Genomic DNA, 25,761 nt, shown 5'->3' with positions numbered 1-25,761 from the left:
CTTCAGGCGGTGAAGTCGGCCGCCGCCAGCAGGCCCGTGTCCGGGTTGTCGGTGAAGATGCCGTCGATGCCCGTCGCGAAGTACGCGGCGTATGCACCGAAAACGTCCCCGTAGGCGTTCGGGTCCGTGCCGCGCCGGAAGTCGGCGGGGAGAAACGTGTTCTCGTTGCGCATCGTGTAGGGGTGCAGGATCAGCCCCTCGGCGTGGGCGTCACGTACCAGCGTCGTCGGCGTCGTCAGCCGGCCGTTCGCGTCCTTCGGGATGACGAGGTCCAGTGTCGGGCCGAGGCCCTGGGCGAACGAGGCGATCCACTTCAGGCCCTCGGGCTTGACCAGATCTGCGACGGTGCGCGGGTCATTGGCCTCCACGAAGTCCCACGGGCGGGAGCTCGCGCCCGACAGCAGGACGACACACGGCGAGGACACCAGCCGTGACATCCGCTGCATACTGCTCGGCTCGAACGACTGCACGAAGACCGGCGAGTTGCCGCGGTGCCGCCCGTACCGCCGCAACAGCTTCGCCAGCGGTTCCTCGAGCCCGAGGCCGAGCCCGCGGAAGTAGCTGGGATGCTTGGTCTCGATGTGCAGCCACACGGGGCGGCCGCGCCGGCGGCCCTCCCGCTCGGCCCAGCGCAGCACCTCCTCGAACGTGGGCACGGTCCACCGGCCGTCGTAGAGGGTGTTCTCCTGCCGGGTGCCGGGGATCCGCTCCTTGGCACGCAGGGTCTTGAGCTCGGCCAGCGTGAAGTCCTCGGTGAACCACCCGTTCAGGCTGACACCGTCGACCGACTTCGTGGTCCTGCGCGAGGCGAATTCCGGGTGCGCGGCGACGTCCGTCGTACCGGTGATGTCGTTCTCATGACGGCATACGAGATGCCCGTCCTTCGTCGGCACCAGGTCCTGCTCGATGACGTGTGCGCCCATGTCGAGGGCGAGCTGGTACGAGCCGATGGTGTGCTCGGGGCGGTAGCCGCTGGCGCCGCGGTGGGCGATCACCGTGGGCACGGGCAGGTTCCTGCCGGGCGGGCGACCGCTTCCCCCTCGTTCACCCGCCTGCGCCGGCCCGGCGCCGACGCCGAGCGCGGCGGTGGTGAGGACCGCGGCTCCCAGCACACTCCGACGCGCCGGACGGCTGCTCGCACCTTGTGTCATGAAACGTTCCTCCATGTGATGTCCCGCACTGCCAAGCGACGCCCGATGGTAGGCAGTTGAGCCTTCGTAACGGCAGACCCTGCACGAACACCGCGGAAACACACGTCAACACTGCGTATCAGGTCGATGAACCCGATGTGCGATCCGGGGTGACCCGCGAGTATCGTCCTCACCTGCAAAGATTTCACCGGCCATATCCGCCCGTCCCATGACACCGGAGGACCCGTTGTCCCGCTTGACGCTCATCAAGGCAGTGCTCGGGCCGATCCTGCGCCTGATGTTCCGCCCGCGCGTGGAAGGCGCGGAGAACATCCCCGGGACGGGGCCGGTGATCCTCGCCGGAAACCACCTCACCTTCATCGACTCGATGATCCTTCCGCTGGTCTGCGACCGGCCGGTGTACTTCATCGGCAAGGACGAGTACGTCACGGGCAAGGGCCTCAAGGGTCGCGCCATGGCCTGGTTCTTCACCGGCTGCGGCATGATCCCGGTCGACCGCGACGGCGCCAACGGCGGAGTGGCGGCGCTGATGACAGGCCGCCGGGTGCTGGAGGAGGGCAAGATCTTCGGTATCTACCCGGAGGGCACGCGCTCTCCCGACGGCCGCCTGTACCGGGGCCGTACGGGCATCGCCCGCCTGACCCTGATGACCGGCGCGCCGGTCGTCCCGTTCGCCGTGATCGGCACCGACAAGCTCCAGCCGGGCGGCGCGGGCCTGCCGCGTCCCGGCCGGGTCTCGATCCGCTTCGGCGAGCCGATGGAGTTTTCCCGCTACGAGGGCATGGACCGCGACCGCTATGTGCTGCGCGCGGTGACGGACTCGGTGATGGCGGAGGTCATGCGGCTGTCGGGGCAGGAGTACGTGGACATGTACGCGACCAAGGCGAAGGCCGCGTAGCGCTTGTCCCGGGGGCTCTGCCCCCGGTCCCCCGCCCCTCGATCTCCCCTACGGCCCGGCGGCCGTGGGAGGGGGTACCTCCCACGGCCGCCAAGCGTAGGCGGATTGCCGCCGGCGGGCCGAGCACGCGTGACTCGTCAGTGCTCGACGCCGTCCGCCAGCTTCTGGCCCCGCAGCAGGAACCACGCAGCCACCCCGGTCACCAGCAGCACCACCGCCCCCGCGCCCGCCGCCTGGCGCAGGCCGTCGACAAAGGCTTCCTGCGCCGCGCCCACCAGTGCGTGGGCCTGGTGCGGCGGGAGGACCGTCGATGCCTCGACCGCGCCGCCCAGTGATTCGTGTGCGGCGAGCGCGACACCCGCCGGGGTGCCTTCAGGGGCGGTGAAGTCCCGGTAGACCCCGGTCACGATCGAACCCAGCAGCGCGATGCCGAGCGCCGCGCCCAGCTCGTACGCGGTTTCCGACACCGCCGACGCCGCTCCCGCCTGCTCCTTGGGGACGCTGGAGAGGATCACGTCCGCGGTGACGGTGAACGAGAACCCGGCGCCCGCACCCACGATGAGCAGCGCGGCTCCGAGCAGCGGATAGCCGGTCGAGCTGCCGAGCAGGGTCAGTACGGCGAGGGCGAGTCCGACGGCGGCGAGGCCGCCGGCCACCACGGACCGCACGGAGAAGCGGCGTGCGACCTTGCCGGCCACGAGGCCCGTGGCGACCGCGCCGATCGCGGCGGGCAGTTCGGCGAGTCCCGCCTCGAGCGGCTCGCGGCCCTGGACCAGCTGCAGGAACTGGGACAGGAAGAACACCAGGCCGGACAGGCCCAGGATGGTCAGGAGATCCGCCAGCACCGCACCGGAGAAGCCCCGGTGCTTGAACAGCCGCATGTCGAGCAGCGGCGTGTCGAGCGTGAGCTGCCGGCGGACGAATCCATACAGTCCGGCGATGCCGAGAAGCGCCGCGGCGCCGGCTTCCCAGCTCGGGCCGTGGCTCGCGGCCTCCTTGATCGCGTAGACGACCGCGACCATGCCGACGAGTGACAGTGCCACACTGATCAGGTCCCACGGGCCGGTGACCGGGTTCTTCGACTCGGGCAGGAGCTTGATGCCGACGACGACCAGTACCGCCATCACAGGCAGATTGATCAGGAAGACCGATCCCCACCAGAAGTGCTCCAGCAGGAACCCGCCGACGACGGGCCCGACGGCCGCGCCCGCGGACGCCGTGGCACCCCAGATACCGATGGCGAGGCTGCGTTCCCGCGAGTCGTGGAAGATGTTGCGGATCAGCGCCAGCGTGGACGGCATGAGGGTCGCGCCGGCGACGCCGAGGAGCGCCCGCGCGAGGATCATCGTCTCGGGAGTGGTGGCGTACGCGTTGAGCACGGAGACCGCGCCGAACGCGACGGCGCCGCTCAGCAACAGCTTCTTGCGGCCGATGCGGTCGCCGAGGCTGCCCATGGAGACCAGCAGGCCCGCGATGACGAACGAGTAGACGTCGCCGATCCAGAGCAGCTGCGTTCCGGTCGGCTGGAGGTCCTCGCTGAGGAACGGGGTCGCGAGGCCGAGGACGGTGGCGTCCACGGCCACCAGCAGAACGGCGAGGACCAGGACCGCGAGCGCCAGCCAGCGGCCGGGGCGGTACAGGGTCTCGTCCGTCCCGGTCGTGTGCTGGACGGTGCTGCTCATTTCTCCACTCTCCGTTGCGCTCCGCCGAGCAGGAGCTCGGCGGTCATGTACTGGAAGTCCTTCTGGGCGACCCGGCCGTCCATCACGGCCCAGGCGCAGGAGCCGATGAGGGCGTAGAGCGCCTCCGTCAGCCAGGCCGGTGTCAGATCGATGCGGAACTCGCCCTGGGCCTGACCGCGCCGGAACACATCGCAGACCCGGGCGTCGAGGCGGGCCCAGCCCTCGTTGACCTGGTCGCCTTCGAAGAGCTGGTTCTCGCTGTAGAGGAAGGCCAGAAGGTGGGCGGACGGTTCCGCCTCGGCGATCAGCCGCCGCAGTCCGTCGCCCGCGCCGCCCTCTTCGAGCCGCGCGCGGTCGAGCGCCGCCTCGAACTCCTGGATGCCGAGCTGCTCGAGCGCCCTGACCAGCGCGTCCCGGCCGGCGAAGTGCCGGTGCAGGGTGGCGCGGCCGATTCCCGCAGCCCGGGCGACCTCGTCCATGGTGGCGGTCGACTTTCGGGCGAGGAGGGCGGCGGCGGCGCGGAGCACGTGTTCTCGGTCCATGGCCATGAGACAAGCTTAGCCCATGTGAGACGCCAATGTCTCATTCAGTACGCCGACGTCTCCTTGCCGCAGGTCCCGAGGCTGCACCACCGGCGTCGGCCGCTTTCGTCGGCGAACACCCAGCCGCAGTTCTCACCCGGGCAGACCCGGATGGTGAAACGCGCGGGACCGCCGAGCACCTCGGCTGCACTGCGGGCCACGGCCAGGACGGGCAGCCGCAGTCCGGCGGACGGCGAAAGCCGCCACCGGCCCAGCCCGTCCTCACCGCGGACGAACACCGACACCTTCGCGGCGTCCTCCGCCACTCCGGCCACCGCCTTGAACGCCCGTACGTCGTCGGGATCGGTCAGGCAGGCGTACAGCCGCGTTCGGAACGCGCGTGCCTCGTCCAGCGCCGCCGCGGCCTCGTCCGGACGCCGGCGCGCCTGTTTCAGCAGTCCGGCCACCAGCCAGTCCTCGGCCAGATCCAGATGTCCGGCCCACACGGCGAGCGTGGTGTAGGTGCGCAGCCACTCCGAGCCGGGCTGTCGCGGACCGTTCCAGCCGGCGTAGGTGTTGCAGAACTCGAGCGCGGGCAGCCCGCTCGTAGACCAGGGCAGCCACTCCTCCCCCACCCGTACCGCGTAGAGGGGGGTGGGCGGCCGGTTCAGCCGGGGGTCGCCGTGCAGGATGCGGTCGTGCAGAGTGTGCAGCCCGGCGCCGGGCTCGATGCCGAGCCCGGTCACCAGCGCCCGGCGGGTCATGCGGTAGAGCTCAAGTGCGTCGGCCTGGCGGCCGCAACGGTACAGGGCGGTCATCAGTGCCTCCACCAGCCGTTCCCTGCCCGGGTGTTCGGGGGCGAGCGGAGTCAGGTCGGCGACCACCCTGTCATGCAGGCCCAATTGGAGTTGGGCCTCGGCCCGCTGCTCCAGTGCCGACAGCCGCAGCTCGCCGAGCGGCCCGCCGAGCCGCTCGCGCAGCGCGTCATTGGCGACGTCGACGAGCAGTGGACCGCGCCAGAGCGCGAGGGCACGGTCGTACAGACGCGCGCGCTCCGCGGGATCGGCGGCGGCACCGGCCCTGTGGGCGAGATCGAGGAACTCCTGGGCGTCGGTCTCATGGCCGCCCGGGTTGAGGGCGTAACCGTCGTGGCGGGTGTCCATGTGCAGCCCGTACGGCCCCAGACGGGCGCGGAGACGGCCGATGTAGGTGTGAACGGTGCCGCGGGCCGAGGCGGGAGCGACACCGTTCCACAGCAGGTCGATGAGGCGCCGGGTCGTCACCACGCGGCCTGCTTCCAACAGGAGGATCGAGAGCAGACAGCGCTCCTGGCGGCGACAGCCCACCAGGACCCGGTCTCCGTCGTGACGGGCCTCGAACGGACCCAGCAGCTGGAACTCCATGGCAGCCGCGAGCCTAGTCGCCAGGGGCGGCGCCGGACAGCCGTGGTGAGAGCGTGGTCAGGGGTCGGGGAGAAGCTGAGCCGGAAAGCCGGAACTCTTCCCCAGGGAGACACCATGCGACGAACCGTTGTTGCTCTGACGGCATTTGCCGCCACCACGCTGATGGGCGCGGCGCCTGCGTCCGCGTCCGCGCCTGCCGTCGCTGCGGCCGCCGGCCTCGGCTGGCGGCCGGCGCCGACCGCGCCGTGGGACGTCGCCGCGGGTGTACGGTGCGACTTCGCCGTTCACGGCGAGCCCATCGTCGACGAGGTGGTGCAGCGCGTGTCGCAGACCCACCCCGACGGGTCGCCGAAGCGGGTCGCGTACAAGGGAGACCTGGTCGTCCGGGTCACCAACAAGGACACGGGCGACTTCTACGACGCGGACGCGAGCGGCACCGCGGTGGTCGACTACCGGAGGGACGGCTCCCAGTTCTGGTCGGTTCTGGGACCGGTACTCGTCGGCATCGGCGAGGGTAATCTCGACCGGGGCCTCTACATCATCGACGGCGTGTACACGCTGGACATCAGCTCGTCCGGGTACCGGACGGTGACCATGGCCCACGGATCGGTGATCGACATCTGCGAGCGGATCGACTGAGCCGCTCCCTGCCCGGAGTGCGCCCATGAAGCCTTTGCTGCTGATCGACGTCGACGGCCCGCTCAATCCGTACGCCGCGAAACCCCAGCGCAGACCGCCGGGTTACACCACCCACCGGATGCGGCCGACGGGCTGGACGGACGGCAAACCTCTGCGGGTGTGGCTCAACCCCGCGCACGGGGCCGAGTTGCGGGCGCTCGCCGAGCACTACGAACTGGTGTGGGCCACGACGTGGAAGGGCGAGGCCAACGACTGGACAGGCCCGCATCTGGGCCTGCCCGAACTGCCGTTCATCGACTGGCCGCAGATGCACGGACGGGCGCCGCGCGGCACCTTCTGGAAGACGCAGTACATCCTCCAGTACGCCGCGGGGCGCCCGTTCGCCTGGTTGGACGACGACATCACGCAGTCCGACCACGAGTACGTGGAGCTGAACCACCTCACCGCCGCCCTGCTGCTGCGCGTCGACGAACGGATCGGGCTGACCGAACCGGACTTCGACGCGCTCGCGGACTGGGCGGCGGCGATCTGAGGGCAGCGGTTACTTCTTGGCGTCGGCCCAGGCGTGCTGTATCACCAGGTCGGCCTTGACCTCGTTGAGCTGAGTGGCCACCGCCGAGGGGGCCGTGCCGCCCCGGCCGTTGCGGGAGGCCAGGGCTCCGGGCACGTTCAGGACGGTGCGAACCTCGGGCGTCAGGTGCGCGGAGATCTTCGCGAACTGCTCGTCCGTGAGCTGGTCCAGCTCGATGCCCTGCTGCTCGCACTCCTTGACGCACTCGCCCGCGACCTCGTGCGCCACACGGAACGGCACGCCCTGCTTGACCAGCCACTCGGCGATGTCCGTCGCGAGCGAGAAGCCGGCCGGGGCGAGCTCCTCCATGCGCTCCCGGTTGACCGTGAGTGTGGCCATCATCCCGGTGAACGCCGGCAGCAGCACCTCGAGTTGGTCGCAGGAGTCGAAGACCGGCTCCTTGTCCTCCTGCAGGTCGCGGTTGTAGGCGAGCGGGAGGGCCTTCAGCGTCGCCAGCAGGCCGGTCAGATTGCCGATGAGCCGGCCGGACTTGCCGCGCGCCAGCTCCGCGATGTCCGGGTTCTTCTTCTGCGGCATGATCGAGGAGCCGGTGGAGAAGGCGTCGTGGAGGGTCACGAAGGAGAACTCCTTCGTGTTCCAGATGATGACCTCCTCGGCGATCCTCGACAGGTTCACGCCGATCATGGCGGTGATGAACGCGAACTCGGCAACGAAGTCACGGGAGGCCGTGCCGTCGATCGAGTTGCCGGCCGAGCCGCGCTCGAAGCCGAGGTCGGCGGCGACCGCCTCCGGGTCGAGCCCGAGCGACGAGCCTGCGAGCGCGCCGGACCCGTACGGGGAGACGGCGGTCCGGGTGTCCCACTGACGCAGCCGTTCGGCGTCCCGCGACAGCGACTGGACGTGGGCGAGCACGTGGTGGGCGAAGAGCACGGGCTGAGCGTGCTGGAGGTGCGTGCGCCCCGGCATGGCGACGTCCGGGTGCGCCTCGGCGAGGCCGACGAGGGCGTCCTGGAGATCGGCGACGAGAGCGCCGATGATCCGGGCGTGGTCGCGAAGGTACATCCGGAACAGGGTGGCGACCTGGTCGTTGCGGGACCGGCCGGCGCGGAGCTTGCCGCCGAGGTCGGGGCCGAGCCGCTCGAGCAGACCGCGCTCAAGGGCGGTGTGGACGTCCTCGTCGGCGATGGTGCCGACGAAGTGGCCGGATGCCACGTCCGCTTCGAGCTGGTCGAGGCCGGCCAGCATGCGCGTCAGCTCGTCCTCGGTGAGCAGCCCCGCCTTGTTGAGGACGCGGGCGTGGGCGCGGGACCCGGCGATGTCGTACGGCGCGAGACGCCAGTCGAAGTGCACCGACGCGGACAGCTTGGCCAGCGCCTCCGCCGGGCCGTCGGCGAAGCGGCCGCCCCAGAGCCGGACGTCACCGTTGTTGCTGCTCACAGTTCAAGCTCCTGGAAGGTCGGATGTGCCACCTCCTCCCCGTGCCGGGACGGTGCGGGGAGGCGGTCTGTACAACGGATGCGGGTTACGCGAGGTCCCGCTTGGCCGCGATCTTCTGCGAGAGGCCGAAGATCTCGATGAAGCCCTGCGCCTTGGACTGATCGAAGGTGTCGCCCGAGTCGTAGGTGGCGAGGTTGAAGTCGTACAGCGACTCGTCCGACTTCCGGCCGGTGACGACGGCCCGGCCGCCGTGCAGGGTCATGCGGATGTCGCCGGTGACGTGCTGGTTGGCCTCGTTGATGAAGCCGTCCAGGGCGCGCTTGAGCGGGGAGAACCACAGGCCGTCGTAGACCAGCTCGCCCCAGCGCTGCTCGACCTGCCGCTTGTACCGGGCGAGCTCGCGCTCGACGGTGACGTTCTCCAGCTCCTGGTGGGCGGTGATCAGCGCGATCGCGCCCGGGGCCTCGTAGACCTCGCGGGACTTGATGCCGACGAGCCGGTCCTCGACCATGTCGATCCGGCCGATGCCCTGGGCGCCGGCCCGCTCGTTGAGCTGCTGGATGGCCTGCAGGACGGTGACGGGCTTGCCGTCGATGGCGACCGGGACGCCCGCCTTGAAGGAGATGACGACCTCGTCGGCCTCGCGGGCCTCGGCCGGGTTCGAGGTGTACTCGTAGATGTCCTCGATCGGCGCGTTCCAGATGTCCTCCAGGAAGCCGGTCTCGACGGCCCGCCCGAAGACGTTCTGGTCGATCGAGTACGGCGACTTCTTGGTGGTCGCGATCGGGAGCTGCTTCTCCTCGCAGAAGGCGATCGCCTTGTCCCGGGTCATCGCGTAGTCACGGACCGGGGCGATGCACTTCAGCTCGGGGGCGAGGGCCACGATGCCGGCCTCGAACCGCACCTGGTCGTTGCCCTTGCCGGTGCAGCCGTGGGCGACGGTGGTGGCGCCGTGCTTCTTGGCGGCGGCGACGAGGTGCTTGACGATCGTCGGCCGGGAGAGCGCGGAGACCAGCGGGTAGCGGTCCATGTAGAGGGCGTTGGCCTTGATCGCGGGGAGGCAGTACTCCTCGGCGAACTCGTCCTTGGCGTCGGCGACCTCGGCCTCCACCGCACCGCAGGCGAGCGCGCGCTTGCGGATGACGTCCAGGTCCTCGCCGCCCTGGCCGACATCCACGGCAACGGCGATGACCTCGGCGCCCGTCTCCTCGGCGATCCAGCCGATGGCGACGGAGGTGTCCAGGCCGCCCGAGTAGGCGAGTACGACGCGCTCGGTCACGGGTTTCTCCTTACGGTGCAAACGCTGATGGGTATAACTATGCAGCGCTCCGTATGCTTTGTCAATCGACACGGAAAGGACCAGCTCACAGGGGTGGCCGGCCCATAGGGCCGGTGCCCGGATCGACGGGAAGAACGGGAGGAACGGGTGAGCACAGGCAGGCGATGCCGCACGCAGGGCCGCCTTCCGCCCGGTGCGCGCCCGGGGCGGACTCCGGCCCGTCTCGATCTCACCCGGGGACGCCAACCCGTGGCCGATAATCCGCCCATGGGGAAAACGTATGAACGCATCGAAGGACGCCTGCGCGACTTCATCGAGGCGCAGCCGGTCTTCTTCACGGCCACCGCGCCGCTGACCGGGGACGGGCACGTCAATCTGTCGCCCAAGGGCCGCAGCGGCACGCTGGTCGTCGTCGACGACATGACGCTCGCCTACCTCGACTTCGGCGGCAGCGGCGCCGAAACCATCGCGCACGTCCGCGAGGAGGGGAACGGGCGCATCACGCTGATGTGGTGCGCCTTCTCCGGGCCCCCGCAGGTGGTGCGCGTGCACGGCCGGGGCGAGGCGGTCTTCCGGGACGACGCCCGCTGGGCCGAACTGATCGGCCTCTTCGAGAAGGCCGACGGTCCGGCAGCCCGGGCGATCATCGTCGTCCACGCCCGGCGCATCAGTCAGGTGTGCGGGTTCGCGGTGCCCTTCATGGACTACCGGGAGGAGCGGACCCAGCACGCTGAATACTTCGGACGGAAGTCGGAGGAGGAGTTCGCCGCGTACTGCGAGAAGAAGGAGCACGTGGGCATGAGCCTGGACGGGCTCCCGGCACTGGCGTTGCCGCTGCCGGCGCGCACGGCCTGAGCAGGGCCGGCGCCCTCCCCACGGCCACCAGGCCGTGGGGAGAGCCCCGAAAACGGAACCTGGTCGACTACCGCCCGTTCTGTGCCAGACGCAGCAAGTGGTCCGCCAGCGCCTGCCCGCCGGCCGGGTCGCGGCTGATCAGCATCAGCGTGTCGTCGCCCGCGATCGTGCCCAGAATGTCGTGCAGTTCCGCCTGGTCGATGGCGGAGGCCAGGAACTGTGCCGCCCCCGGCGGCGTGCGCAGGACCACGAGGTTGGCCGACGCCTCCGCCGAGATCAGCAGCTCGCTGGAGAGGCGCCGCATGCGCTCCTCCTTCGCCGACTCGCCGAGCGGCGCCTGCGGGGTGCGGAAGCCGCCCTCGCTGGGCACCGCGTAGATCAGCTCGCCGCCGGTGTTGCGGATCTTCACCGCGCCCAGTTCGTCGAGGTCCCGGGAGAGCGTCGCCTGGGTGACGTTCAGCCCGTTGTCCGCGAGGAGCTTCGCCAACTGGCTCTGGGAACGCACCGGTTGCCGGTTGAGGATGTCCACGATCCGGCGGTGGCGGGCCGTGCGGGTCTGCGGTACGGCGGGGCCGCCGTGCTCAGCGTGTTCGGGGTACCGCGCCTCTGTCATCGTCGTCTCATTCTCCGGATCGTCCTTCCCCGCCGCTCGCCTCGAGGATGCCGGGCAGCGCCCGGAGCAGGGCGTCCACCTCTTCGTCGCCGATGGTCAGCGCCGGCATGAGCCGTACGACATCGGACGCGGGAGCGTTCACCAGGAAGCCGGCATCCTGAGCCGCCTGCTGCACCCTGGGTGCGAGGGGCTCGGTGAGCACGATACCCAGCAGCAGGCCGCTGCCGCGGACATGGGAGACAAGCGGATGATCGAGGCCTTCGATCGAGTCGCGCAGTTTCTCGCCGAGCCGCTTGACCGAGTCGAGTACGCCGTCGGCGGCAAGGGTGTCGAGGACGGCGAGGCCAGCGGCGCAGGCGACGGGATTGCCGCCGAACGTCGAGCCGTGGTGGCCGGGCTTGAGCAGCTCGGCCGCCTCACCGAAGACGACGGTGGCGCCGATGGGCAGGCCGCCGCCGAGCCCCTTGGCGAGGGTGACGATGTCCGGCTCGACGCCCTGGTGGGCCTGGTACTCGAACCAGTGGCCGGTCCGCCCGATGCCCGTCTGCACCTCGTCGAGCACCAGCAGGGTGCCGGTGGCCCGGGTGATCGCGCGCGCGGCCTCGAGGTAGCCCTTGGGCGGCACGATCACGCCGTTCTCACCCTGGATCGGCTCGATGATCACGAAAGCGGTGTCCTCGGTGACCGCCTCCCGCAGCGCCTCGGCATCGCCGTATGCGACGTGCGTGACGTCCGAGGGCAGCGGCAGGAACGGGCCCTGCTTGGCAGGCTGCCCGGTGAGCGCGAGGGCGCCCATGGTCCGGCCGTGGAAACCGCCGGTGGTGGCAACCATGTGATGACGACCCGTCAGCCGCCCGATCTTGAAGGCGGCTTCGTTGGCCTCGGCGCCGGAGTTCGCGAAGTAGACACGGCCGGGGCGGCCGAAGAGCTGGAGCAGCCGCTCGGCGAGCGCGACGGGCGGCTCTGCGACGTACAGGTTGGAGACGTGTCCGAGGGAGGAGATCTGGCGGGTGACCGCCTCGATGACGGCGGGGTGGGCGTGGCCCAGCGCGTTGACCGCGATGCCGCCGACGAAGTCGGTGTACTCGGTGCCGTCGGCGTCCCAGACCTTGGCGCCCTCGCCGCGGACGAGGGACAGCTTCGGTGTGCCGTAGTTGTCGGTCATGGCGCTCTGCCACCGCTGGGCGAGCTGCTCGTTGCCGTTGCCACTCATGCTTCCCCCTGTCCGTCGGGCACGACCATGGTGCCGATGCCTTCGTCGGTGAAGATCTCCAGCAGGATCGAGTGCTGCACACGTCCGTCGATCACGCGGGCGGTGTTGACCCCGTTGCGTACGGCGTGCAGGCAACCCTCCATCTTGGGGACCATGCCGCTGGAGAGGTCGGGCAGCAGTTTCTCCAACTGCGTGGCGGTGAGCCGGCTGATCACCTCGTCGCTGTTGGGCCAGTCCTCGTACAGGCCCTCGACGTCGGTGAGGACCATCAGCGTCTCGGCACCCAGTGCCGCAGCGAGTGCCGCAGCCGCCGTATCAGCATTGACGTTGTAGACATGTCCGTCGTCCTGTGAGCGGGCGATCGAGGAGATGACCGGGATCCGGCCGTCGGCGAGCAGCGCTTCGATGGCGCCGGCGTCGATCTCGGTGATCTCGCCGACCCGGCCGATGTCGACGAGCTCTCCGTCGATCCGGGGCTGGTGCTTGGTCGCGGTGATCGTGTGGGCGTCCTCGCCGGTCATGCCGACGGCGAAGGGCCCGTGCCGGTTGAGCAGCCCGACCAGTTCGCGCTGGACGTGCCCGGCCAGCACCATCCGTACGACGTCCATCGCCTCGGGGGTGGTGACACGCAGGCCCGCCTTGAACTCGCTGACCAGGCCGTGCCGGTCGAGCGCGGCGGAGATCTGCGGGCCGCCGCCGTGCACGACGACCGGCTTGAGGCCGGCGTGGCGCAGGAAGACGACATCCTGGGCGAAGGCGGCCTTCAGCTCTTCGTCGATCATGGCGTTGCCGCCGAACTTGATGACGACGATCTTGCCGTTGTGGCGGGTGAGCCAGGGCAGCGCCTCGATGAGGATCTGGGCCTTGGGCAGGGCGGTGTGCTTCCGGGTCGGACTCTGGGCAGTGCTCATGAGCTGTACGCGCTGTTCTCGTGGACGTAGTCGGCGGTGAGGTCGTTGGCCCAGATGACGGCGGACTCGGACCCGGCGGCGAGGTCGGCGGTGATCCGGACCTCGCGGAAGCGCATGTCGACGAGGTCGCGGTCCTCGCCGAGGGAGCCGTTCTTGCAGACCCAGACGCCGTTGATGGCGACGTTCAGCTGGTCGGGCTCAAAGGCGGCGCCGGTGGTGCCGATCGCGGACAGCACCCGGCCCCAGTTGGGGTCCTCGCCGTGGATGGCGCACTTGAGGAGGTTGTTACGGGCGATGGAGCGGCCGACCTCGACGGCGTCGTCCTCCGTTGCGGCGTTGATCACCTCGATGCGGATGTCCTTGCTGGCGCCTTCCGCGTCGCCGATCAGCTGCCGGGCGAGGTCGTCGCAGACGGCCCGAACGGCTTCGGCGAACTCGTCGGGTGCCGGGACGACGCCGCTGGCACCGGAGGCGAGCAGCAGCACGGTGTCGTTGGTGGACATGCAACCGTCGGAGTCGACCCGGTCGAAGGTCTGCCGCGTGGCGTCGCGCAGGGCCGTGTCGAGGGCGGTGTGGTCGAGGTCGGCGTCGGTGGTGAGGACGACGAGCATGGTGGCGAGACCGGGGGCGAGCATTCCGGCCCCCTTGGCCATGCCGCCGACGGTCCAGCCCTGCCCCTGCGCGAGTGCGGTCTTGTGCACCGTGTCCGTGGTCTTGATGGCGATGGCGGCCTTCTCGCCGCCGTGCTCGGAGAGCTGGGCGGCAGCCTGCTCGATGCCCGGGAGCAGCTTGTCCATGGGGAGCAGCACGCCGATCAGGCCGGTGGACGCGACAGCCACCTCGCCCGCACTGTGACCGAGGACGTCCGCGACCTTCTCGGCCGAGGCGTGGGTGTCCTGGAATCCCTTGGGACCCGTACAGGCATTGGCGCCACCGGAGTTGAGCAGTACGGCGGTGACCTCCCCGCCCTTGAGTACCTGCTCGCTCCACAGCACGGGGGCGGCCTTGACGCGGTTGGACGTGAAGACGCCCGCGGCGGCGCGGCGGGGCCCCTCGTTGACCACGAGGGCCAGGTCCGGGTTGCCGTTCGCCTTGATTCCGGCGGCGATGCCCGCTGCCGTGAATCCCTTCGCTGCGGTCACGCTCACGGCGCAACTCCAATCGTGGAAAGACCGGTGCTCTCGGGGAGTCCGAGGGCGATGTTCATGCTCTGCACCGCGCCGCCGGCGGTGCCCTTCGTGAGGTTGTCGATGGCGCTGATCGCGATGACCCGGCCGGCGTTCTCGTCGTACGCGACCTGGATCTGGACGGCGTTCGATCCGTAGACGGAGGCGGTGGCGGGCCACTGGCCCTCCGGCAGCAGGTGCACGAACTCCTCGTCGGCCAGCGCCTTCTCGTACGCGGCGCGTACGTCGTTCGCGGTCGTGCCCGGCTTCGCCTTGACGGAGCAGGTGGCGAGGATGCCGCGGGCCATGGGTGCGAGGGTGGGGGTGAAGGAGACGCTGACCCGCTCCCCCGCGACCGCGCTCAGGTTCTGGATCATCTCGGGCGTATGACGGTGGCCGCCGCCGACGCCGTACGGGCTCATGGAGCCCATGACCTCCGAGCCGAGCAGATGCGGCTTGAGCGCCTTGCCCGCGCCGGAGGTGCCGGTGGCGGCGGTGATCACGGCCTCGGGCTCGGCGATACCGGCCTGATAGGCGGGGAACAGGGCGAGCGAGACGGCGGTGGGATAGCAGCCGGGCACCGCGACACGCTTGGACCCCTCCAGCGCGGCGCGGGCACCCGGCAGTTCGGGCAGGCCGTAGGGCCAGGTACCGGCGTGCTCGGAGCCGTAGAAGCTCTCCCAGTCGGCCGCGTCCTTCAGCCGGAAGTCGGCACCCATGTCGATGACGAGCACATCGTCACCGAACTGCTCGGCGACCGCGGCGGACTGTCCGTGCGGGAGCGCGAGGAACACGACGTCATGACCGGCGAGCACCTCGGCGGTCGTCGGTTGGAGCACCCGCCCGGCCAGCGGCAGCAGGTGCGGCTGCAGCGAGCCGAGCGGTTGGCCGGCATTGGAGTTGCCGGTCAGGGCGCCGATATCGACCTGCGGGTGGGCCAGGAGCAGCCGGAGCAGCTCCCCGCCCGCATACCCGCTCGCCCCTGCTACTGCTGCTCGTACCGTCATCGAATGTCCTCCTCATCGATGGCATGACTATACGCATAGCCGCAGTTTTATGCAATGAGTGCTCGGGCGGCGGGCGCATGGCAGGGGCCCTCGCCGAGACCCGGCGCACCGGCCGGACGGCCGGCGCCGGCGAGCGGAGCGGCCGGCCGGGCTTCGATGTCGTCGCGCACGGCTCCGGCAGCCTCGGCGGCGGGGCAGCCCGCTCGCGTCCTCGGGTTCTCTCCGCGCCGGTCGGTCAGCAGCGTGCGCGACGAACGCGAGCAGCGGCCGCAGATGCGTGGCGGAAAGAGCGGAGAGCGGTCCCGCCGCGCCCCGTCCACGCAATCGCCCACTGCTCGGTGAGCCGGTTCACGGCGCGTACGGTTCGTTTTGCCGCGCGCACCGCGTCTCCCGGTGCTCGGATGCGGCGAAACCCCCGGGTCCGACATGGACGGCGGGGGTCTCGTTCTCCTGCTTGTGCGGTTGGATCCCGGGCTCCGCGCCGCTGCCGGCCCGGAGCTCGGGGTCAGGAACGCGGCTGATCGGGCCTGTCGGCCCGCGCCGCGTTCTTCTCCTTGATCCGCACCGCTTCCTTGCGGACCTCGACCTGCGTGGCGCGCTCCTGCCGCAGCCACCCGGGACATTCCGCCTTGAGCTCCTCGATCTGCTCGGTGGTGAGGGGCTCCGTCACACCGCCGCGGGCGAGGCCCGAGATGGAGATGCCCAGCTTCGCCGCGACCACCGGCCGGGGGTGCGGGCCGTTGCGCCGGAGTTCCTGGAGCCACTCGGGCGGGTCGGCCTGGAGCGCACTCAGCTCGGCGCGCGAGACGACGCCCTCCTGGAACTCGGCAGGGGTGGCCTCGAGGTACACACCCAGCTTCTTCGCCGCGGTCGCGGGCTTCATGGTCTGGGTGGTCTGGTGCGACGTCATGGTGTCAAGGGTATCGAGCGTGTGCGCCACCTCCGACCACGACCGGTAACCTGGCGGCGTGACAGGCTCGGAAGTACCCCCTTCGTTCCGGCTGGCCTATGTTCCGGGCGTGACGCCGACCAAGTGGGTGCGGATCTGGAACGAGCGGCTGCCCGACATCCCACTGACGCTGGTCTCGGTGTCCGCCGCCGAAGCCACCGAGGTGCTGCGCGGCGGCGGCGCGGACGCGGGGTTCGTGCGGCTGCCGATCGACCGTACGGACTTCAGCGCGATCCCCCTCTACACCGAGACGACGGTCGTCGTGGTCCCGAAGGATCACGTGGTCGCGGCGGTCGACGAGGTCTCCGCAGCCGATCTTGCCGACGACATCGTGCTCCACCCCCTCGACGACACCCTCGACTGGGAACGCCCTCCGGGGCGGCCCGCCAACGAGCGCCCCGCCACGACGGCGGATGCGATCGAGCTGGTGGCGGCCGGGGTCGGCCTCCTCGTCGTCCCGCAGTCGCTCGCGCGTCTCCACCACCGCAAGGACCTCACCTACCGTCCGGTGAACGACGCTCCCGAGTCTCGCGTCGCGCTGTCCTGGCCGGAGGACGAGACCACGGACCTGGTGGAGGACTTCATCGGCATCGTCCGCGGGCGGACGGTCAACAGCTCACGGGGCCGCACCCAGGCCGCCGGCGCTGCGCAGCCGAAGGACAAGCGCCCGGATACGGGCGGCGCACGGCAAAAGCCCGCCGCGGGCAAGGCGTCCGGGGGCAAGCCGGCCACGGGCAAGGCCGCAGGCAGGTCGGCGGGCAAGGCGGCCGGCAAGAATCCGCGCAGCGGTTCCGGCGGCCCCAAGGCGGGCAAGCGCGGCAAGCCCCGACGCCGGTCGTAGTGGAGGCCGGGACCGCGGCGGAGGCAGCCTTCCCGCGGCCCAGGCGTGAGTCGCTCGCGGAGAGCCGCGCGGCCTCGGGGGAGAGAGCTGACGGATTCAGGCCGCCGCTTCCAGCCGGAGGTTCCAGCGGCCGGGTGTGCCGGTCAGCGTCACCGTCGACAGCGGGCGGGCGTCCACGTTCCAGTACATCGAGGGATGCGCTCTCAGCGCGTACACGAAGGCCGCCCGTACGACAGCGGGCTCGGTCACGGCGACGATGGAGCCGGCGGCGTCGGCGGGGCGGGTGTCCAGCCAGCCCCCTATGCGGGAGATGAAGGCGAGCAACGGTTCCCCGCCGTGCGGCGCGCTGCGCGGATCGGCGAGCCACGCGTCGACGGCGGCGGGCTCCCTGGCGGTGACCTCGGCGAGGGTGAGGCCGCGCCAGCGGCCCATGTCGCAGTCGCGCAGCGCGGGCTGGGCCAGCGGTGCGAAGCCGAGGGCGTCGCCGGTGGCCCGGCTGCGCGCGGTCGGTGAGCAGTAGCGCAGCTCGGCGGCGCTGAGGGGTACGAGGGCGTGGGCGGCGAGCTGCACCTCGTGCCAGCCTGCCTGGTCGAGGGGCCGGTCGTCGTCGAAGCGCTCGGTGAGCAACGAGGAGGTACGCGCGGCGGCGACCAATGTGACCCGGACACTCATGGCGTGATGGTGCTGGCCAATGCCTCGCAGGTCAAGGGGTCGCCGACGGGGGCTGCTGGAACGGGAACACCAGCCAGTCCCCGGGGTGCGCGAGAGTTTTGAAGCCGATCTTCTCGTAGACGCCATGGGCGTCGTCGGTGGTGAGCAGGACCCGGCGCACGCCGAGGGCCGCGAGGTGGTCGCGGACGGCGGTGACGAGGGCGGTGCCGAGCCCGCCGCCGCGGGCGGGCCGGTCGATGTAGACGTCGCACAGATAGGCGAAGACGGCGTGGTCGGTGACGACGCGCGCGTAACCAGCCATTTCTCCCGTGGACGTTTCGTAGGCGCCGAAGTTGAGCGACGCGCCGACGGCCCGGTCGTGCGTCTCACGGCTGCGGCCGATCGCCCAGTAGGCGTCGGTGGAGAGCCAGTGGTGGACGCGGTCCGCGTCCAGGCGGCCGGGGTCGGTGGAGATCGTGTACGCGCCGTGGACCGTGTCGCTCATGGCAGGAGGCTCGCACAGGGGCGCAGAGCTTGTCAGCGGCGTTTCACCGGCGGGCGGCGCCGTCCGCGTTTCCCCGGCGAGCGACCTCGGCCGCGCCTTGCGGCAGACGGCGTCAGTGCAGTGCTTCGTCACATGCCGTGCGCAGTCTGCGGACGCCTTCCACGATTTCCACGGGGCCTGCCACGCCTGCGAAGCTCAACCGGATGTGCCCGGCGGGGGCTTCGGCACAGAAGTAGGGGCGGCCTGGGGCCACGGCGACGCCGGCACGCAGGGCCGCTGCGACGAGTGCGGCCTCCTCCGCACCGTCGGGCAGCCGCAGCCACAGGTGGTAGCCGCCGGAAGGGATGCGGGGCAGGGTCAGTTCGGGCAGCTCGAGCCGCAGGGCCGCGGTCATGGTGTCCCGACGGGTCTTCAGTTCGTCTGCCACCGTGCGCAGATGGCGGCTCCACGCGGGCGCGCCGACCAGTTCGAGGGCGGCTTCCTGGAGGGGGCGCGGGACGAAGAAGGTGTCGACGACGTGGATGGCGCGCAGTCGTTCGAGGACGGGGCCGCGGGCGGCGAGCACCCCCACCCGCAGACTGGGCGATGTCGCCTTGGTGAGCGAGCTGACGTGGACGACGACCCCGTCGTGGTCGTCCGCGGCGAGCGGCGGCGGCAGTGCGCCCGCGTCGCTGTGGACGAGCCGACGGGCGAAGTCGTCCTCGACGACGAAGGCGCCTGCTTCGCGGGCGATGCGCAGGACGTCGGTCCTGCGCCCGGGGGCGAGGACGGCGCCCGTCGGGTTCTGGAAGAGGGGCTGGCAGACGAAGACTCGTGCGCCGGTGGCCCTGAAAGCGGCGGCGAGCAGGTCCGGCCGTACGCCGTCCGCGTCGACGGGCACCGGCACGGGCCGCAGTCCGGCTGCGCGGGCGATGGCCAGCATGCCCGGATAGGTGGGCGACTCGACGAGGACGGGCGCGCCGGGCGGGGCGAGTGCGCGCAGCGCGGTGGTCAGCGCGGACTGGCCTCCCGCGGTGATCAGGACATCGGCCGCGGTGACACTGTCGCCGAGGCCGCGGGCGAACCATTCCCGTAGTTCGGGCAGGCCGTCGACGGGCGGGCGGCCCCACGCGCCGGGGCGGCGCCCGGCCCGCGCGAGGGCGACGGCCATGGCGCGCTCCGGCTGGAGGGACGGATGCAGGTAGCCGCCGTTGAACTCGACGACGCCGGGCGGCGGCGCGGCGAGGGTGACCAGCACCCCGGAGGCGTCCACCGCCCGCGGCACGATCTCCGTTGCGGAGTCGGCGCTGAGGGACACCTCCTGCCAGGAGGTGTCCGGGGCGGTCGGGGTGTCGGGGCGCTGCTGGGCTCGGTAGGCCCCCGCACCGGGCCGGGTGACGACGAGCCCTTCCGCGGCAAGTTGGGCGAGAGCGCGAGAGACGGTCACCGGGGACACCCGGTAGCGCTCGACCAGGGCCCGGCTCGAAGGAAGCTTTCCACCCACCGGGTAGCGGTCGAGCTCTCTTTTCAGGGAGTACGCCAGTTCCGCCACACTGCTACGCTCTTGCATGACAGCACAGGATAGCGCTACTCCCGCATCCCCGATAGCGGTCAGCAGCGGCATCCTCCTCGCCGTACTGGGCGTCGTCGCCTTCTCGCTGACCTTCCCTTCCACGGTGTGGGGGCTGGAGAGTTTCGGTCCCTGGTCCCTGGTCTCGGTGCGCAGCGTGCTCGCGGCGGTGGTCGCCGGCACGTTCCTGCTGGCGATGCGCGTGCCGCTTCCGGAACGCCGCCACTGGGCCGGTCTCGCGACGGTCGCCGCGGGTGTGGTCGTGGGCTTCCCCCTGCTGACGACGCTCGCCCTGCAGACGTCCACCTCCTCGCACGCCGCCGTGGTCGTGGGTCTGCTGCCATTGACCACGGCCGCCTTCGCGGCGCTGCGCACCGGCCGCCGGCCGTCGCGTACGTTCTGGGCGGCGGCACTCGCCGGCGCCGCCGTGGTGATCGCTTTCACGGTGCAGCAGAGCGGCGGGACGCTGCACGCCGGGGACCTGTACCTGTTCGGCGCGCTGCTGGTGTGCGCCGCGGGCTACACCGAGGGCGGCCGGCTCGCACAGTGGATGCCGGGCTGGCACGTCATCGGCTGGGCGCTGATCCTCTGCCTGCCGCTCGCCCTCGCGGGCTCCGCGGTGGCGCTGGCGTACGAACCGGTCCGGCTCAGCGCCCACGGCGTCGTCGGACTGGTGTGGGTGGCCGCCGGATCCACGTTCTTCGGCCTGTACGTCTGGTACCGCGGGATGGCCGAGATCGGCATCAGCAAGGCGAGCCAGCTCCAGCTCGCCCAGCCGCTGCTCACCCTGGTCTGGTCGGTGCTGCTGCTCGGCGAGGCGCTCTCGCCCGCGGCGCCGCCGGCCGCCGTCGCGGTCCTGGTGTGCATCGCGGTCACCCAGCGCGCCCGCACCTGAAGCCGCCCGGTGGAGGTGCGGCGGGCCCCCTCGGCCGTAGACTCGAACAGAGACCGGAAACGGACCAATGACATATCGAGCCGCTTCGAGGAGGTCACTCCCGATGCAAGCCAACGTGGGCGACACGCTGCTGGTGCACGGCCGGACAGTGGGCCAGCACGACAAGGTCGCCGAAGTCGTCGAGGTGCTGGGCCAGGGGGGCAATCCGCCGTTCCGCGTCCGCTTCGAGGACGGGCACGAGGCGCTGATGTCCCCCGGACCCGACACCGTCGTCAGGCACCACGAGAAGACCTGAGCTTCAGTCCGCACGTCAGGCGGGCGGCCGGACCCTGGTCGGGTAGTGATCGGCCACCACCCTGGTCATCGCCCCGAGTGGGTCCGCCACAACCTCCATCGCGGAGAAGAAGCAGTGGCCGCGCACCGTCGCGTACTTCTTGGCGTACGTGAGGTGCCGGGAGAGTTCCGCCGGGTCCTGCCAGGCCTCCGGCTGGCTGGGCACGCCGACCTTGTACAGGGCCTCCCCGATGTACAGGTCGACGCCCGTGCCGCTCGCCACATCCGCCCACCAGGGCACGAGCGCCGAGTAGTCCGCGGCGGGGAAACCCATGTTCCAGTAGACCTGGGGGACGACGTAGTCGATCCAGCCCTCCTTGACCCAGTGCCGGGTGTCGGCGTGCAGATCGTCGTAGGTCTGCACGCCTGCCGCCGTACGGGAGCCGAGCGGATCCGTGGTGGCGTTGCGCCACACCCCGAAGGGGCTGATCCCGAAGCGGACGTGTTTCTTCGCCGCTTTGATCCGTGCCGACATCTCCCGTACGAGCCGGTTGATGTTGTCCCGGCGCCAGGCCGCTTTGTCGGTGAAGCCGTCGCCGTACCGGGCGAAGGTCGCGTCGTCGTCGAAGACCTGGTCGGCGACGGGGTACGGGTAGAAGTAGTCGTCGAAGTGGACCGCGTCGATGTCGTAGCGCACGACGGCGTCCATCATCGCGTCCTGGACGAAGCGCCGGACCTCCGGGATGCCGGGGTTGTAGTAGAGCTTTCCGCCGTAAGCGACGGTCCATTCCGGGTGCCGCCGGGCCGGATGGGTCTCGATCAGCCGGGACGGGTCCGTGTGATTGGCCACTCGGTACGGGTTGAACCAGGCGTGCAGCTCCAGCGCGCGCCGATGGGCTTCGCGTACCGCCGTGCGGAGCGGGTCCCAGCCGGGGTCCTGGCCCTGGACGCCCGTCAGGTACTGGCTCCACGGCTCGTACGGCGACGGCCACAGGGCGTCCGCAGTGGGCCGGACCTGGAAGACCACGGCGTTCAGTCGGCGCTCCACGGCGGTGTCGAGGTATGCGAGCAGTTCCGAGCGCTGCCGGGCGGCCGTATGGCCCGGTTGCGAGGGCCAGTCGCGGTTGCCCACGGTGGCGAGCCACATGCCGCGGAACTCCCGCTTGGCCGCCCGCCCGCTGCCCAAGGCCCGGGGAGCGGCGTCGGCCGCTGTGCGTGCTGCCGCATCCCCGGTCGTCGCGAGGCCGGCGAGCGCCCCGGCCGCAGTGATCACGAATCCTCTTCTACCGATACGCCCCATGTATCCACCCCTGTCGGGCTCGGTGTCAGCCGTCGTATCCGCAGAGCATGCCCGCCCCGGGGGCTCGAGCACCCACACATCCGGAGTAACGTCGGGGAGTCGGGCGGGCGCCGGAACCATACGGGGGACCTGCCGGCCGAAGGATCAGCGAAAGGCACGAGGTGACGGACTCAATGGCCGACATTGCACGCGTCGGAGTGGTGGGTTGCGGCCAGATGGGCGCGGGCATCGCGGAGGTGTGCGCCCGCAGCGGACTCGAGGTGAAGGTGGCCGAGACCACGGGCGAGGCCCTGGAGATCGGTCGCACCCGGCTGTACAACTCCCTCTCCAAGGCCGCCGAACGCGGCAAGATCACGGAGGAGGAGCGCGACGCCACCCTGGAGCGGCTGAGCTTCACGACCGACCTCGGGGAGTTCGCCGACCGCGATCTCGTCGTCGAGGCCGTCGTGGAGAACGAGCAGGTCAAGACCGAGATCTTCCAGGTGCTGGACCAGGTGGTGACCCGCCAGGACGCGATCCTCGCCTCCAACACCTCCTCCATCCCGCTGGTCAAGCTGGCCGTCGCGACCTCGCGGCCGGACCAGGTCATCGGCATCCACTTCTTCAACCCCGCCCCGGTGCAGAAGCTCGTCGAGCTGATCCCCGCGCTGACCACCTCCGAGGAGACGATCAAGCGCTCCGAGGCCGTGGTGCAGCAGGTGCTGGACAAGCACCCGATCCGCGCCCAGGACCGCTCGGGCTTCGTGGTGAACGCCCTGCTCATTCCGTACCTGCTCTCCGCGATCCGGATGTTCGAGTCCGGGATCGCCTCGCGCGAGGACATCGACAACGGGATGGAGATGGGCTGCGCCCACCCCATGGGCCCGCTGAAGCTCTCGGACCTGATCGGCCTCGACACGGTGGCCTCGGTCGCCGACAGCATGTACGCCGAGTTCAAGGAGCCGCTGTACGCCGCTCCCCCGCTGCTGCAGCGGATGGTGGACGCGGGCCGGCTCGGCCGCAAGACGGGCGCCGGGTTCTACCCGTACTCCTGACACACCCGAGTGCCGCCGGGCCGCAGGGTGTCGGCCGAGCCGCCCGGCGGTCAGCCGAGCCGCAGATGGTGCAGCATCAGCAGCCCGGCCGCCATGTTGGCGGCCGGGACCTCGCCGCGGGCGATCATGTCGGGCACCAGTTTCAGCGGTATCCACTCGCGGCGGGACGACTCGAAGTCGTCCTCGGGGTGGCCGATGTAGGTGGCGTCGTCGGCCCAGTAGAGATGGTGGCGGGCGTCGGTGAGGCCGTTGGACGGCTCCACGGTCAGCAGGTGCCGGAGGGGGCCGGGCCGCCAGCCCGTCTCCTCCTCCATCTCCCTCGCCGCCGCGGCGGCGATGTCCTCGCCGTCCTCGACGACACCCGCCGCGAGTTCCCATCCCCAGCTGTCGGTGATAAAGCGGTGCCTGAAGAGCATCAGCACCTCGTTGGACTCGTTGACGGCGGTCGCGACAGCCACTGGCCGCAGCCGGATGAGGAAGTGGTCCAGATGTCGGCCGTCGGGCAGCTCGACATCCGCGAGATTGACCCTGAACCAGCGGTTCTCATAGACGGTTTGTTCACTTAAGTTCGTCCACTGCACGTTTCTGCCACCTTCCGACGAGTAGATGGCAACATGGCAGCAGGAGCTCGGTCAGAGGGGAACGCGCAGGGCTCCGTCGATGAGTCCGGCCGCCCCTTCGGCTTCCGCGCAGCCGCTCGCCGCCAGGTGCCGGCGCACGGCCCGCAGCCGGTCCCGCAGACGCTGCGACTCCATCCCCCGGGCCCGCTCCACCATCTCCGCCGCCGTTCTCGCCGCCCGGTCCGCCTCGCCCAGGCACAGCTCGATCTGGGTGAGCATGGCGAGCCGGTGGACCCGGCCGCGGTCGTGCGCCGGTGTGCCGACAGCGGCAGTCGCGTGCTCCCTGGCCGCTCCGAGGTCACCGAGGCTCAGCAGCGCCTCCGCGACCTGGACGTTGACCAGGCCGGGCTGGACGTAGCCGGTCTCGTCCGGTTCGCTCCCCGGCCTGATCCGCTCCGCCTCCGACTCGGCGCGCCGGATGCAGGTGAAAGCGCTCGGGCCGTCGCCGAGATGGGCGTACGCCTTGGCCTGCATCGCGTACAGGTCGGCGGCGAGCGCCGGGGTGAGCTGCCGGCCGGCGGACCGCAGCGCCGTCTCCGCGAAGGCGACCGCCTGCCGGTGCTCCGCCATGAACAGCGACTGGTTGACCAGCAGCGCGATCACATAGGCGCCCAGCCCCCGGTCACCGCTCGCCTTGGCCAACCGCAGCGCCTGGTGGAAGTAGCGCTGGGCGAGGCCGTGCGCGTCGGAGTCGTAGGCGCAGATGCCTGCCACCGACACAAGTCCTCCGGCGGCGCGGTGCAGTTGGCGGCCCAGCTCGTTGTCGTACGAGCCGCGCAGCAGCGGGGCCGTCTCCGCGTTGAGGAAGCCGACGATGCGCGAACGGGTCGCGATGCCGCCCGCCCTGCGGTACATCAGCTCGTAGTGCGCGCGGGCGGCCCGCAGCATCTCTATGTCGGCCATGCTCACGCTGGTCCGGCCGCTGCGGGAGACGTCCGCGTCCTCCGGCGGGTTCTCCCACTCCCACACCGGCATCACGGCGGGCGTGCCCGTCACCGCGGGCGCCCCGATGGTATGCGGCCGCTGCTGCTCGTCGAAGCGCCACAGAGCGGTGGCGCGATCGACGAACCCCGACAGCGACGAACTCTGCGGCGCGGCACGCTCCGGCACACCGAGACCGATGTCGTCGAGTGTGACCACACGGTGCAGCCGGTCTGCCAGCACCTCGCAGATCAGGTCGGGGACCTGGCCGCGCGGCCGCTGGCCTTTCAACCACCGTCCCACGGCGGTGTGTTCGTAACGCAGCGACAGCCCTCGCGCCCGGCCCGCGGCGTTGACGCGCACGGCGAGGCCGGCGTGGGAGATGCCCGCCTCGTCGAGCAGGGCGTCGAGCTGGGTGTTGGGCTGCATGGGCCCCCTCCGATGACTCGGTCCGCTCAGCGTAGTAGAGGCCGATTCGCACGGGGTGTGAAACAAGTGCGCTTTTCTGCGCCTTGCGTCCTCTCCCGCCGTGCACGGTGGGCCGGTTGACTGAACTGCCTCTCACAGAGGCGGCCGGGCCGCCGGCTCCCCCTCGTACAGTGCGGCGGCCCCACTGCGTCGTCCGTCCTGCTGATCTGCCCGACACTCCGCGGCAGGACGGGCGGCGCCAGGCCGCGGGCGGACCCGGCCGGTCCTTCGGTCCCTTCCCGGGCCGCCCCTCGCACGGCGCGGACCGGCTTCCCCCTCCGGCCCGCGCCGTTTCGCGTGGCGGGGGCGGGGCCGCTGCGCGGGGCGCTTTTCCCCACCCCGCCCCTTCCCGAACCGGGGCAGGCCCCGGGCCCCGTACCGCGCTTCGCGCGGTGTCCTCAATCGCCGGACGGGCTGACTTCGCTCCGCGAAATCCAGCCCCGCCGGC

At 70.8% G+C, this 25,761-nt stretch carries 26 protein-coding genes; 8 read left to right on the top strand and 18 right to left on the bottom strand.

The annotated features are described in order from the left end of the window. Positions 1 to 2: 2 nt before the first annotated feature. Complete coding sequence (locus tag ABZ070_RS12035) at positions 3 to 1,151, bottom strand: glycerophosphodiester phosphodiesterase (protein ID WP_356632625.1); 1,149 nt, start codon at positions 1,149 to 1,151, stop codon at positions 3 to 5. Between the two features lie 208 nt (positions 1,152 to 1,359). Between ABZ070_RS12035 and ABZ070_RS12030 the strand changes: the two genes are divergently transcribed. Beyond that, positions 1,360 to 2,049: a lysophospholipid acyltransferase family protein gene (locus tag ABZ070_RS12030; protein ID WP_356632623.1), complete on the top strand. Its 690-nt coding sequence runs from the start codon at positions 1,360 to 1,362 to the stop codon at positions 2,047 to 2,049. A gap of 137 nt (positions 2,050 to 2,186) precedes the next feature. Here ABZ070_RS12030 and ABZ070_RS12025 read toward each other — a convergent pair whose 3' ends face one another. The 3 genes from ABZ070_RS12025 to ABZ070_RS12015 are packed head-to-tail and all read right to left on the bottom strand — an operon-like array spanning position 2,187 to position 5,655. Next, positions 2,187 to 3,731, bottom strand: coding sequence for an MFS transporter (locus ABZ070_RS12025; RefSeq protein ID WP_356632621.1), 1,545 nt, complete (start codon positions 3,729 to 3,731; stop codon positions 2,187 to 2,189). Next, complete coding sequence (locus tag ABZ070_RS12020) at positions 3,728 to 4,279, bottom strand: helix-turn-helix domain-containing protein (RefSeq protein ID WP_356632619.1); 552 nt, start codon at positions 4,277 to 4,279, stop codon at positions 3,728 to 3,730. Before ABZ070_RS12020 ends, ABZ070_RS12025 begins: the two co-directional genes overlap by 4 nt. A 38-nt stretch (positions 4,280 to 4,317) precedes the next feature. Beyond that, positions 4,318 to 5,655 (bottom strand): BTAD domain-containing putative transcriptional regulator, encoded by a 1,338-nt coding sequence (locus ABZ070_RS12015; protein ID WP_356632617.1) that lies wholly within the window; start codon positions 5,653 to 5,655, stop codon positions 4,318 to 4,320. A gap of 114 nt (positions 5,656 to 5,769) precedes the next feature. Between ABZ070_RS12015 and ABZ070_RS12010 the strand changes: the two genes are divergently transcribed. Both ABZ070_RS12010 and ABZ070_RS12005 read left to right on the top strand, forming a co-directional pair. After that, the gene (locus tag ABZ070_RS12010; protein ID WP_356632615.1) at positions 5,770 to 6,294 is read left to right on the top strand and encodes a hypothetical protein; all 525 of its coding nucleotides are present in this window, start codon (positions 5,770 to 5,772) and stop codon (positions 6,292 to 6,294) included. Between the two features lie 25 nt (positions 6,295 to 6,319). Continuing rightward, the gene (locus ABZ070_RS12005; protein ID WP_356632613.1) at positions 6,320 to 6,826 is read left to right on the top strand and encodes an HAD domain-containing protein; all 507 of its coding nucleotides are present in this window, start codon (positions 6,320 to 6,322) and stop codon (positions 6,824 to 6,826) included. 9 nt (positions 6,827 to 6,835) lie between these two features. Here ABZ070_RS12005 and argH read toward each other — a convergent pair whose 3' ends face one another. Together argH and ABZ070_RS11995 are read right to left on the bottom strand one after the other, a co-directional pair. Next, the gene (argH, locus tag ABZ070_RS12000) at positions 6,836 to 8,263 is read right to left on the bottom strand and encodes an argininosuccinate lyase (RefSeq protein ID WP_356632611.1); all 1,428 of its coding nucleotides are present in this window, start codon (positions 8,261 to 8,263) and stop codon (positions 6,836 to 6,838) included. An 85-nt stretch (positions 8,264 to 8,348) separates the two neighbouring features. After that, entirely contained in the window at positions 8,349 to 9,542 is a 1,194-nt protein-coding gene (locus ABZ070_RS11995) for an argininosuccinate synthase (RefSeq protein WP_356632609.1), read from the bottom strand. Between the two features lie 267 nt (positions 9,543 to 9,809). On the opposite strand from ABZ070_RS11995, the gene ABZ070_RS11990 reads away from it, so the two are divergent. Further along, complete coding sequence (locus ABZ070_RS11990) at positions 9,810 to 10,397, top strand: pyridoxamine 5'-phosphate oxidase family protein (RefSeq protein WP_356632607.1); 588 nt, start codon at positions 9,810 to 9,812, stop codon at positions 10,395 to 10,397. A 67-nt stretch (positions 10,398 to 10,464) separates the two neighbouring features. On the opposite strand, the gene ABZ070_RS11985 is transcribed toward ABZ070_RS11990, so the two are convergent. The 6 genes from ABZ070_RS11985 to ABZ070_RS11960 form a co-directional block, all read right to left on the bottom strand. Further along, positions 10,465 to 11,010, bottom strand: coding sequence for an arginine repressor (locus ABZ070_RS11985; protein ID WP_356632605.1), 546 nt, complete (start codon positions 11,008 to 11,010; stop codon positions 10,465 to 10,467). 7 nt (positions 11,011 to 11,017) lie between these two features. Further along, positions 11,018 to 12,223: an acetylornithine transaminase gene (locus ABZ070_RS11980; protein WP_356632603.1), complete on the bottom strand. Its 1,206-nt coding sequence runs from the start codon at positions 12,221 to 12,223 to the stop codon at positions 11,018 to 11,020. Then, positions 12,220 to 13,134: an acetylglutamate kinase gene (gene argB, locus ABZ070_RS11975; protein WP_356632601.1), complete on the bottom strand. Its 915-nt coding sequence runs from the start codon at positions 13,132 to 13,134 to the stop codon at positions 12,220 to 12,222. The genes ABZ070_RS11980 and argB overlap by 4 nt, the downstream gene beginning before the upstream one ends. Next, positions 13,131 to 14,282: a bifunctional glutamate N-acetyltransferase/amino-acid acetyltransferase ArgJ gene (gene argJ, locus ABZ070_RS11970; RefSeq protein ID WP_356632599.1), complete on the bottom strand. Its 1,152-nt coding sequence runs from the start codon at positions 14,280 to 14,282 to the stop codon at positions 13,131 to 13,133. The genes argB and argJ overlap by 4 nt, the downstream gene beginning before the upstream one ends. After that, the gene (argC, locus tag ABZ070_RS11965; protein WP_356632597.1) at positions 14,279 to 15,307 is read right to left on the bottom strand and encodes an N-acetyl-gamma-glutamyl-phosphate reductase; all 1,029 of its coding nucleotides are present in this window, start codon (positions 15,305 to 15,307) and stop codon (positions 14,279 to 14,281) included. Before argC ends, argJ begins: the two co-directional genes overlap by 4 nt. 505 nt (positions 15,308 to 15,812) lie before the next feature. Further along, positions 15,813 to 16,217: a DUF5997 family protein gene (locus ABZ070_RS11960; protein WP_356632595.1), complete on the bottom strand. Its 405-nt coding sequence runs from the start codon at positions 16,215 to 16,217 to the stop codon at positions 15,813 to 15,815. 58 nt (positions 16,218 to 16,275) lie between these two features. Between ABZ070_RS11960 and ABZ070_RS11955 the strand changes: the two genes are divergently transcribed. Further along, entirely contained in the window at positions 16,276 to 17,097 is an 822-nt protein-coding gene (locus ABZ070_RS11955; RefSeq protein ID WP_356632593.1) for a LysR substrate-binding domain-containing protein, read from the top strand. A 96-nt stretch (positions 17,098 to 17,193) separates the two neighbouring features. Here the strand turns inward: ABZ070_RS11955 and ABZ070_RS11950 are convergent, their stop codons facing one another. The 3 genes from ABZ070_RS11950 to ABZ070_RS11940 all read right to left on the bottom strand — a co-directional run bounded on the left by ABZ070_RS11950 (position 17,194) and on the right by ABZ070_RS11940 (position 19,802). Beyond that, positions 17,194 to 17,769, bottom strand: coding sequence for a histidine phosphatase family protein (locus ABZ070_RS11950; RefSeq protein ID WP_356632591.1), 576 nt, complete (start codon positions 17,767 to 17,769; stop codon positions 17,194 to 17,196). Positions 17,770 to 17,800: 31 nt separating this feature from the next. Then, positions 17,801 to 18,253: a GNAT family N-acetyltransferase gene (locus ABZ070_RS11945; protein WP_356632589.1), complete on the bottom strand. Its 453-nt coding sequence runs from the start codon at positions 18,251 to 18,253 to the stop codon at positions 17,801 to 17,803. Between the two features lie 112 nt (positions 18,254 to 18,365). After that, positions 18,366 to 19,802 carry a PLP-dependent aminotransferase family protein gene (locus ABZ070_RS11940; protein ID WP_356632587.1) on the bottom strand — a complete coding sequence of 479 codons (1,437 nt, stop codon included), beginning with the start codon at positions 19,800 to 19,802 and terminating at the stop codon, positions 18,366 to 18,368. Between ABZ070_RS11940 and ABZ070_RS11935 the strand changes: the two genes are divergently transcribed. Both ABZ070_RS11935 and ABZ070_RS11930 read left to right on the top strand, forming a co-directional pair. Continuing rightward, complete coding sequence (locus tag ABZ070_RS11935; RefSeq protein WP_356632585.1) at positions 19,801 to 20,697, top strand: DMT family transporter; 897 nt, start codon at positions 19,801 to 19,803, stop codon at positions 20,695 to 20,697. The genes ABZ070_RS11940 and ABZ070_RS11935 overlap by 2 nt on opposite strands. A gap of 103 nt (positions 20,698 to 20,800) precedes the next feature. Further along, positions 20,801 to 20,992, top strand: a complete 192-nt coding sequence (locus ABZ070_RS11930; RefSeq protein WP_356632583.1) for a DUF1918 domain-containing protein — start codon at positions 20,801 to 20,803, stop codon at positions 20,990 to 20,992. Positions 20,993 to 21,007: 15 nt separating this feature from the next. Here the strand turns inward: ABZ070_RS11930 and ABZ070_RS11925 are convergent, their stop codons facing one another. Beyond that, positions 21,008 to 22,270, bottom strand: coding sequence for a family 10 glycosylhydrolase (locus ABZ070_RS11925; protein WP_356632581.1), 1,263 nt, complete (start codon positions 22,268 to 22,270; stop codon positions 21,008 to 21,010). Between the two features lie 173 nt (positions 22,271 to 22,443). On the opposite strand from ABZ070_RS11925, the gene ABZ070_RS11920 reads away from it, so the two are divergent. Continuing rightward, positions 22,444 to 23,304 carry a 3-hydroxybutyryl-CoA dehydrogenase gene (locus tag ABZ070_RS11920; protein WP_356632579.1) on the top strand — a complete coding sequence of 287 codons (861 nt, stop codon included), beginning with the start codon at positions 22,444 to 22,446 and terminating at the stop codon, positions 23,302 to 23,304. Between the two features lie 50 nt (positions 23,305 to 23,354). Here ABZ070_RS11920 and ABZ070_RS11915 read toward each other — a convergent pair whose 3' ends face one another. Both ABZ070_RS11915 and ABZ070_RS11910 read right to left on the bottom strand, forming a co-directional pair. Continuing rightward, a complete protein-coding gene (locus tag ABZ070_RS11915; RefSeq protein ID WP_356632577.1) occupies positions 23,355 to 23,885 on the bottom strand; it encodes an NUDIX domain-containing protein in 531 nt (176 codons plus the stop codon). Positions 23,886 to 23,936: 51 nt separating this feature from the next. After that, a complete protein-coding gene (locus ABZ070_RS11910) occupies positions 23,937 to 25,274 on the bottom strand; it encodes a transcriptional regulator (protein WP_356632575.1) in 1,338 nt (445 codons plus the stop codon). Between the last annotated feature and the right edge of the window lie 487 nt (positions 25,275 to 25,761).

This window comes from Streptomyces sp. NPDC006283, assembly GCF_040613325.1.
Lineage (GTDB): Bacteria > Actinomycetota > Actinomycetes > Streptomycetales > Streptomycetaceae > Streptomyces.
This window is presented reverse-complemented; position numbering and strand designations above follow the sequence as displayed.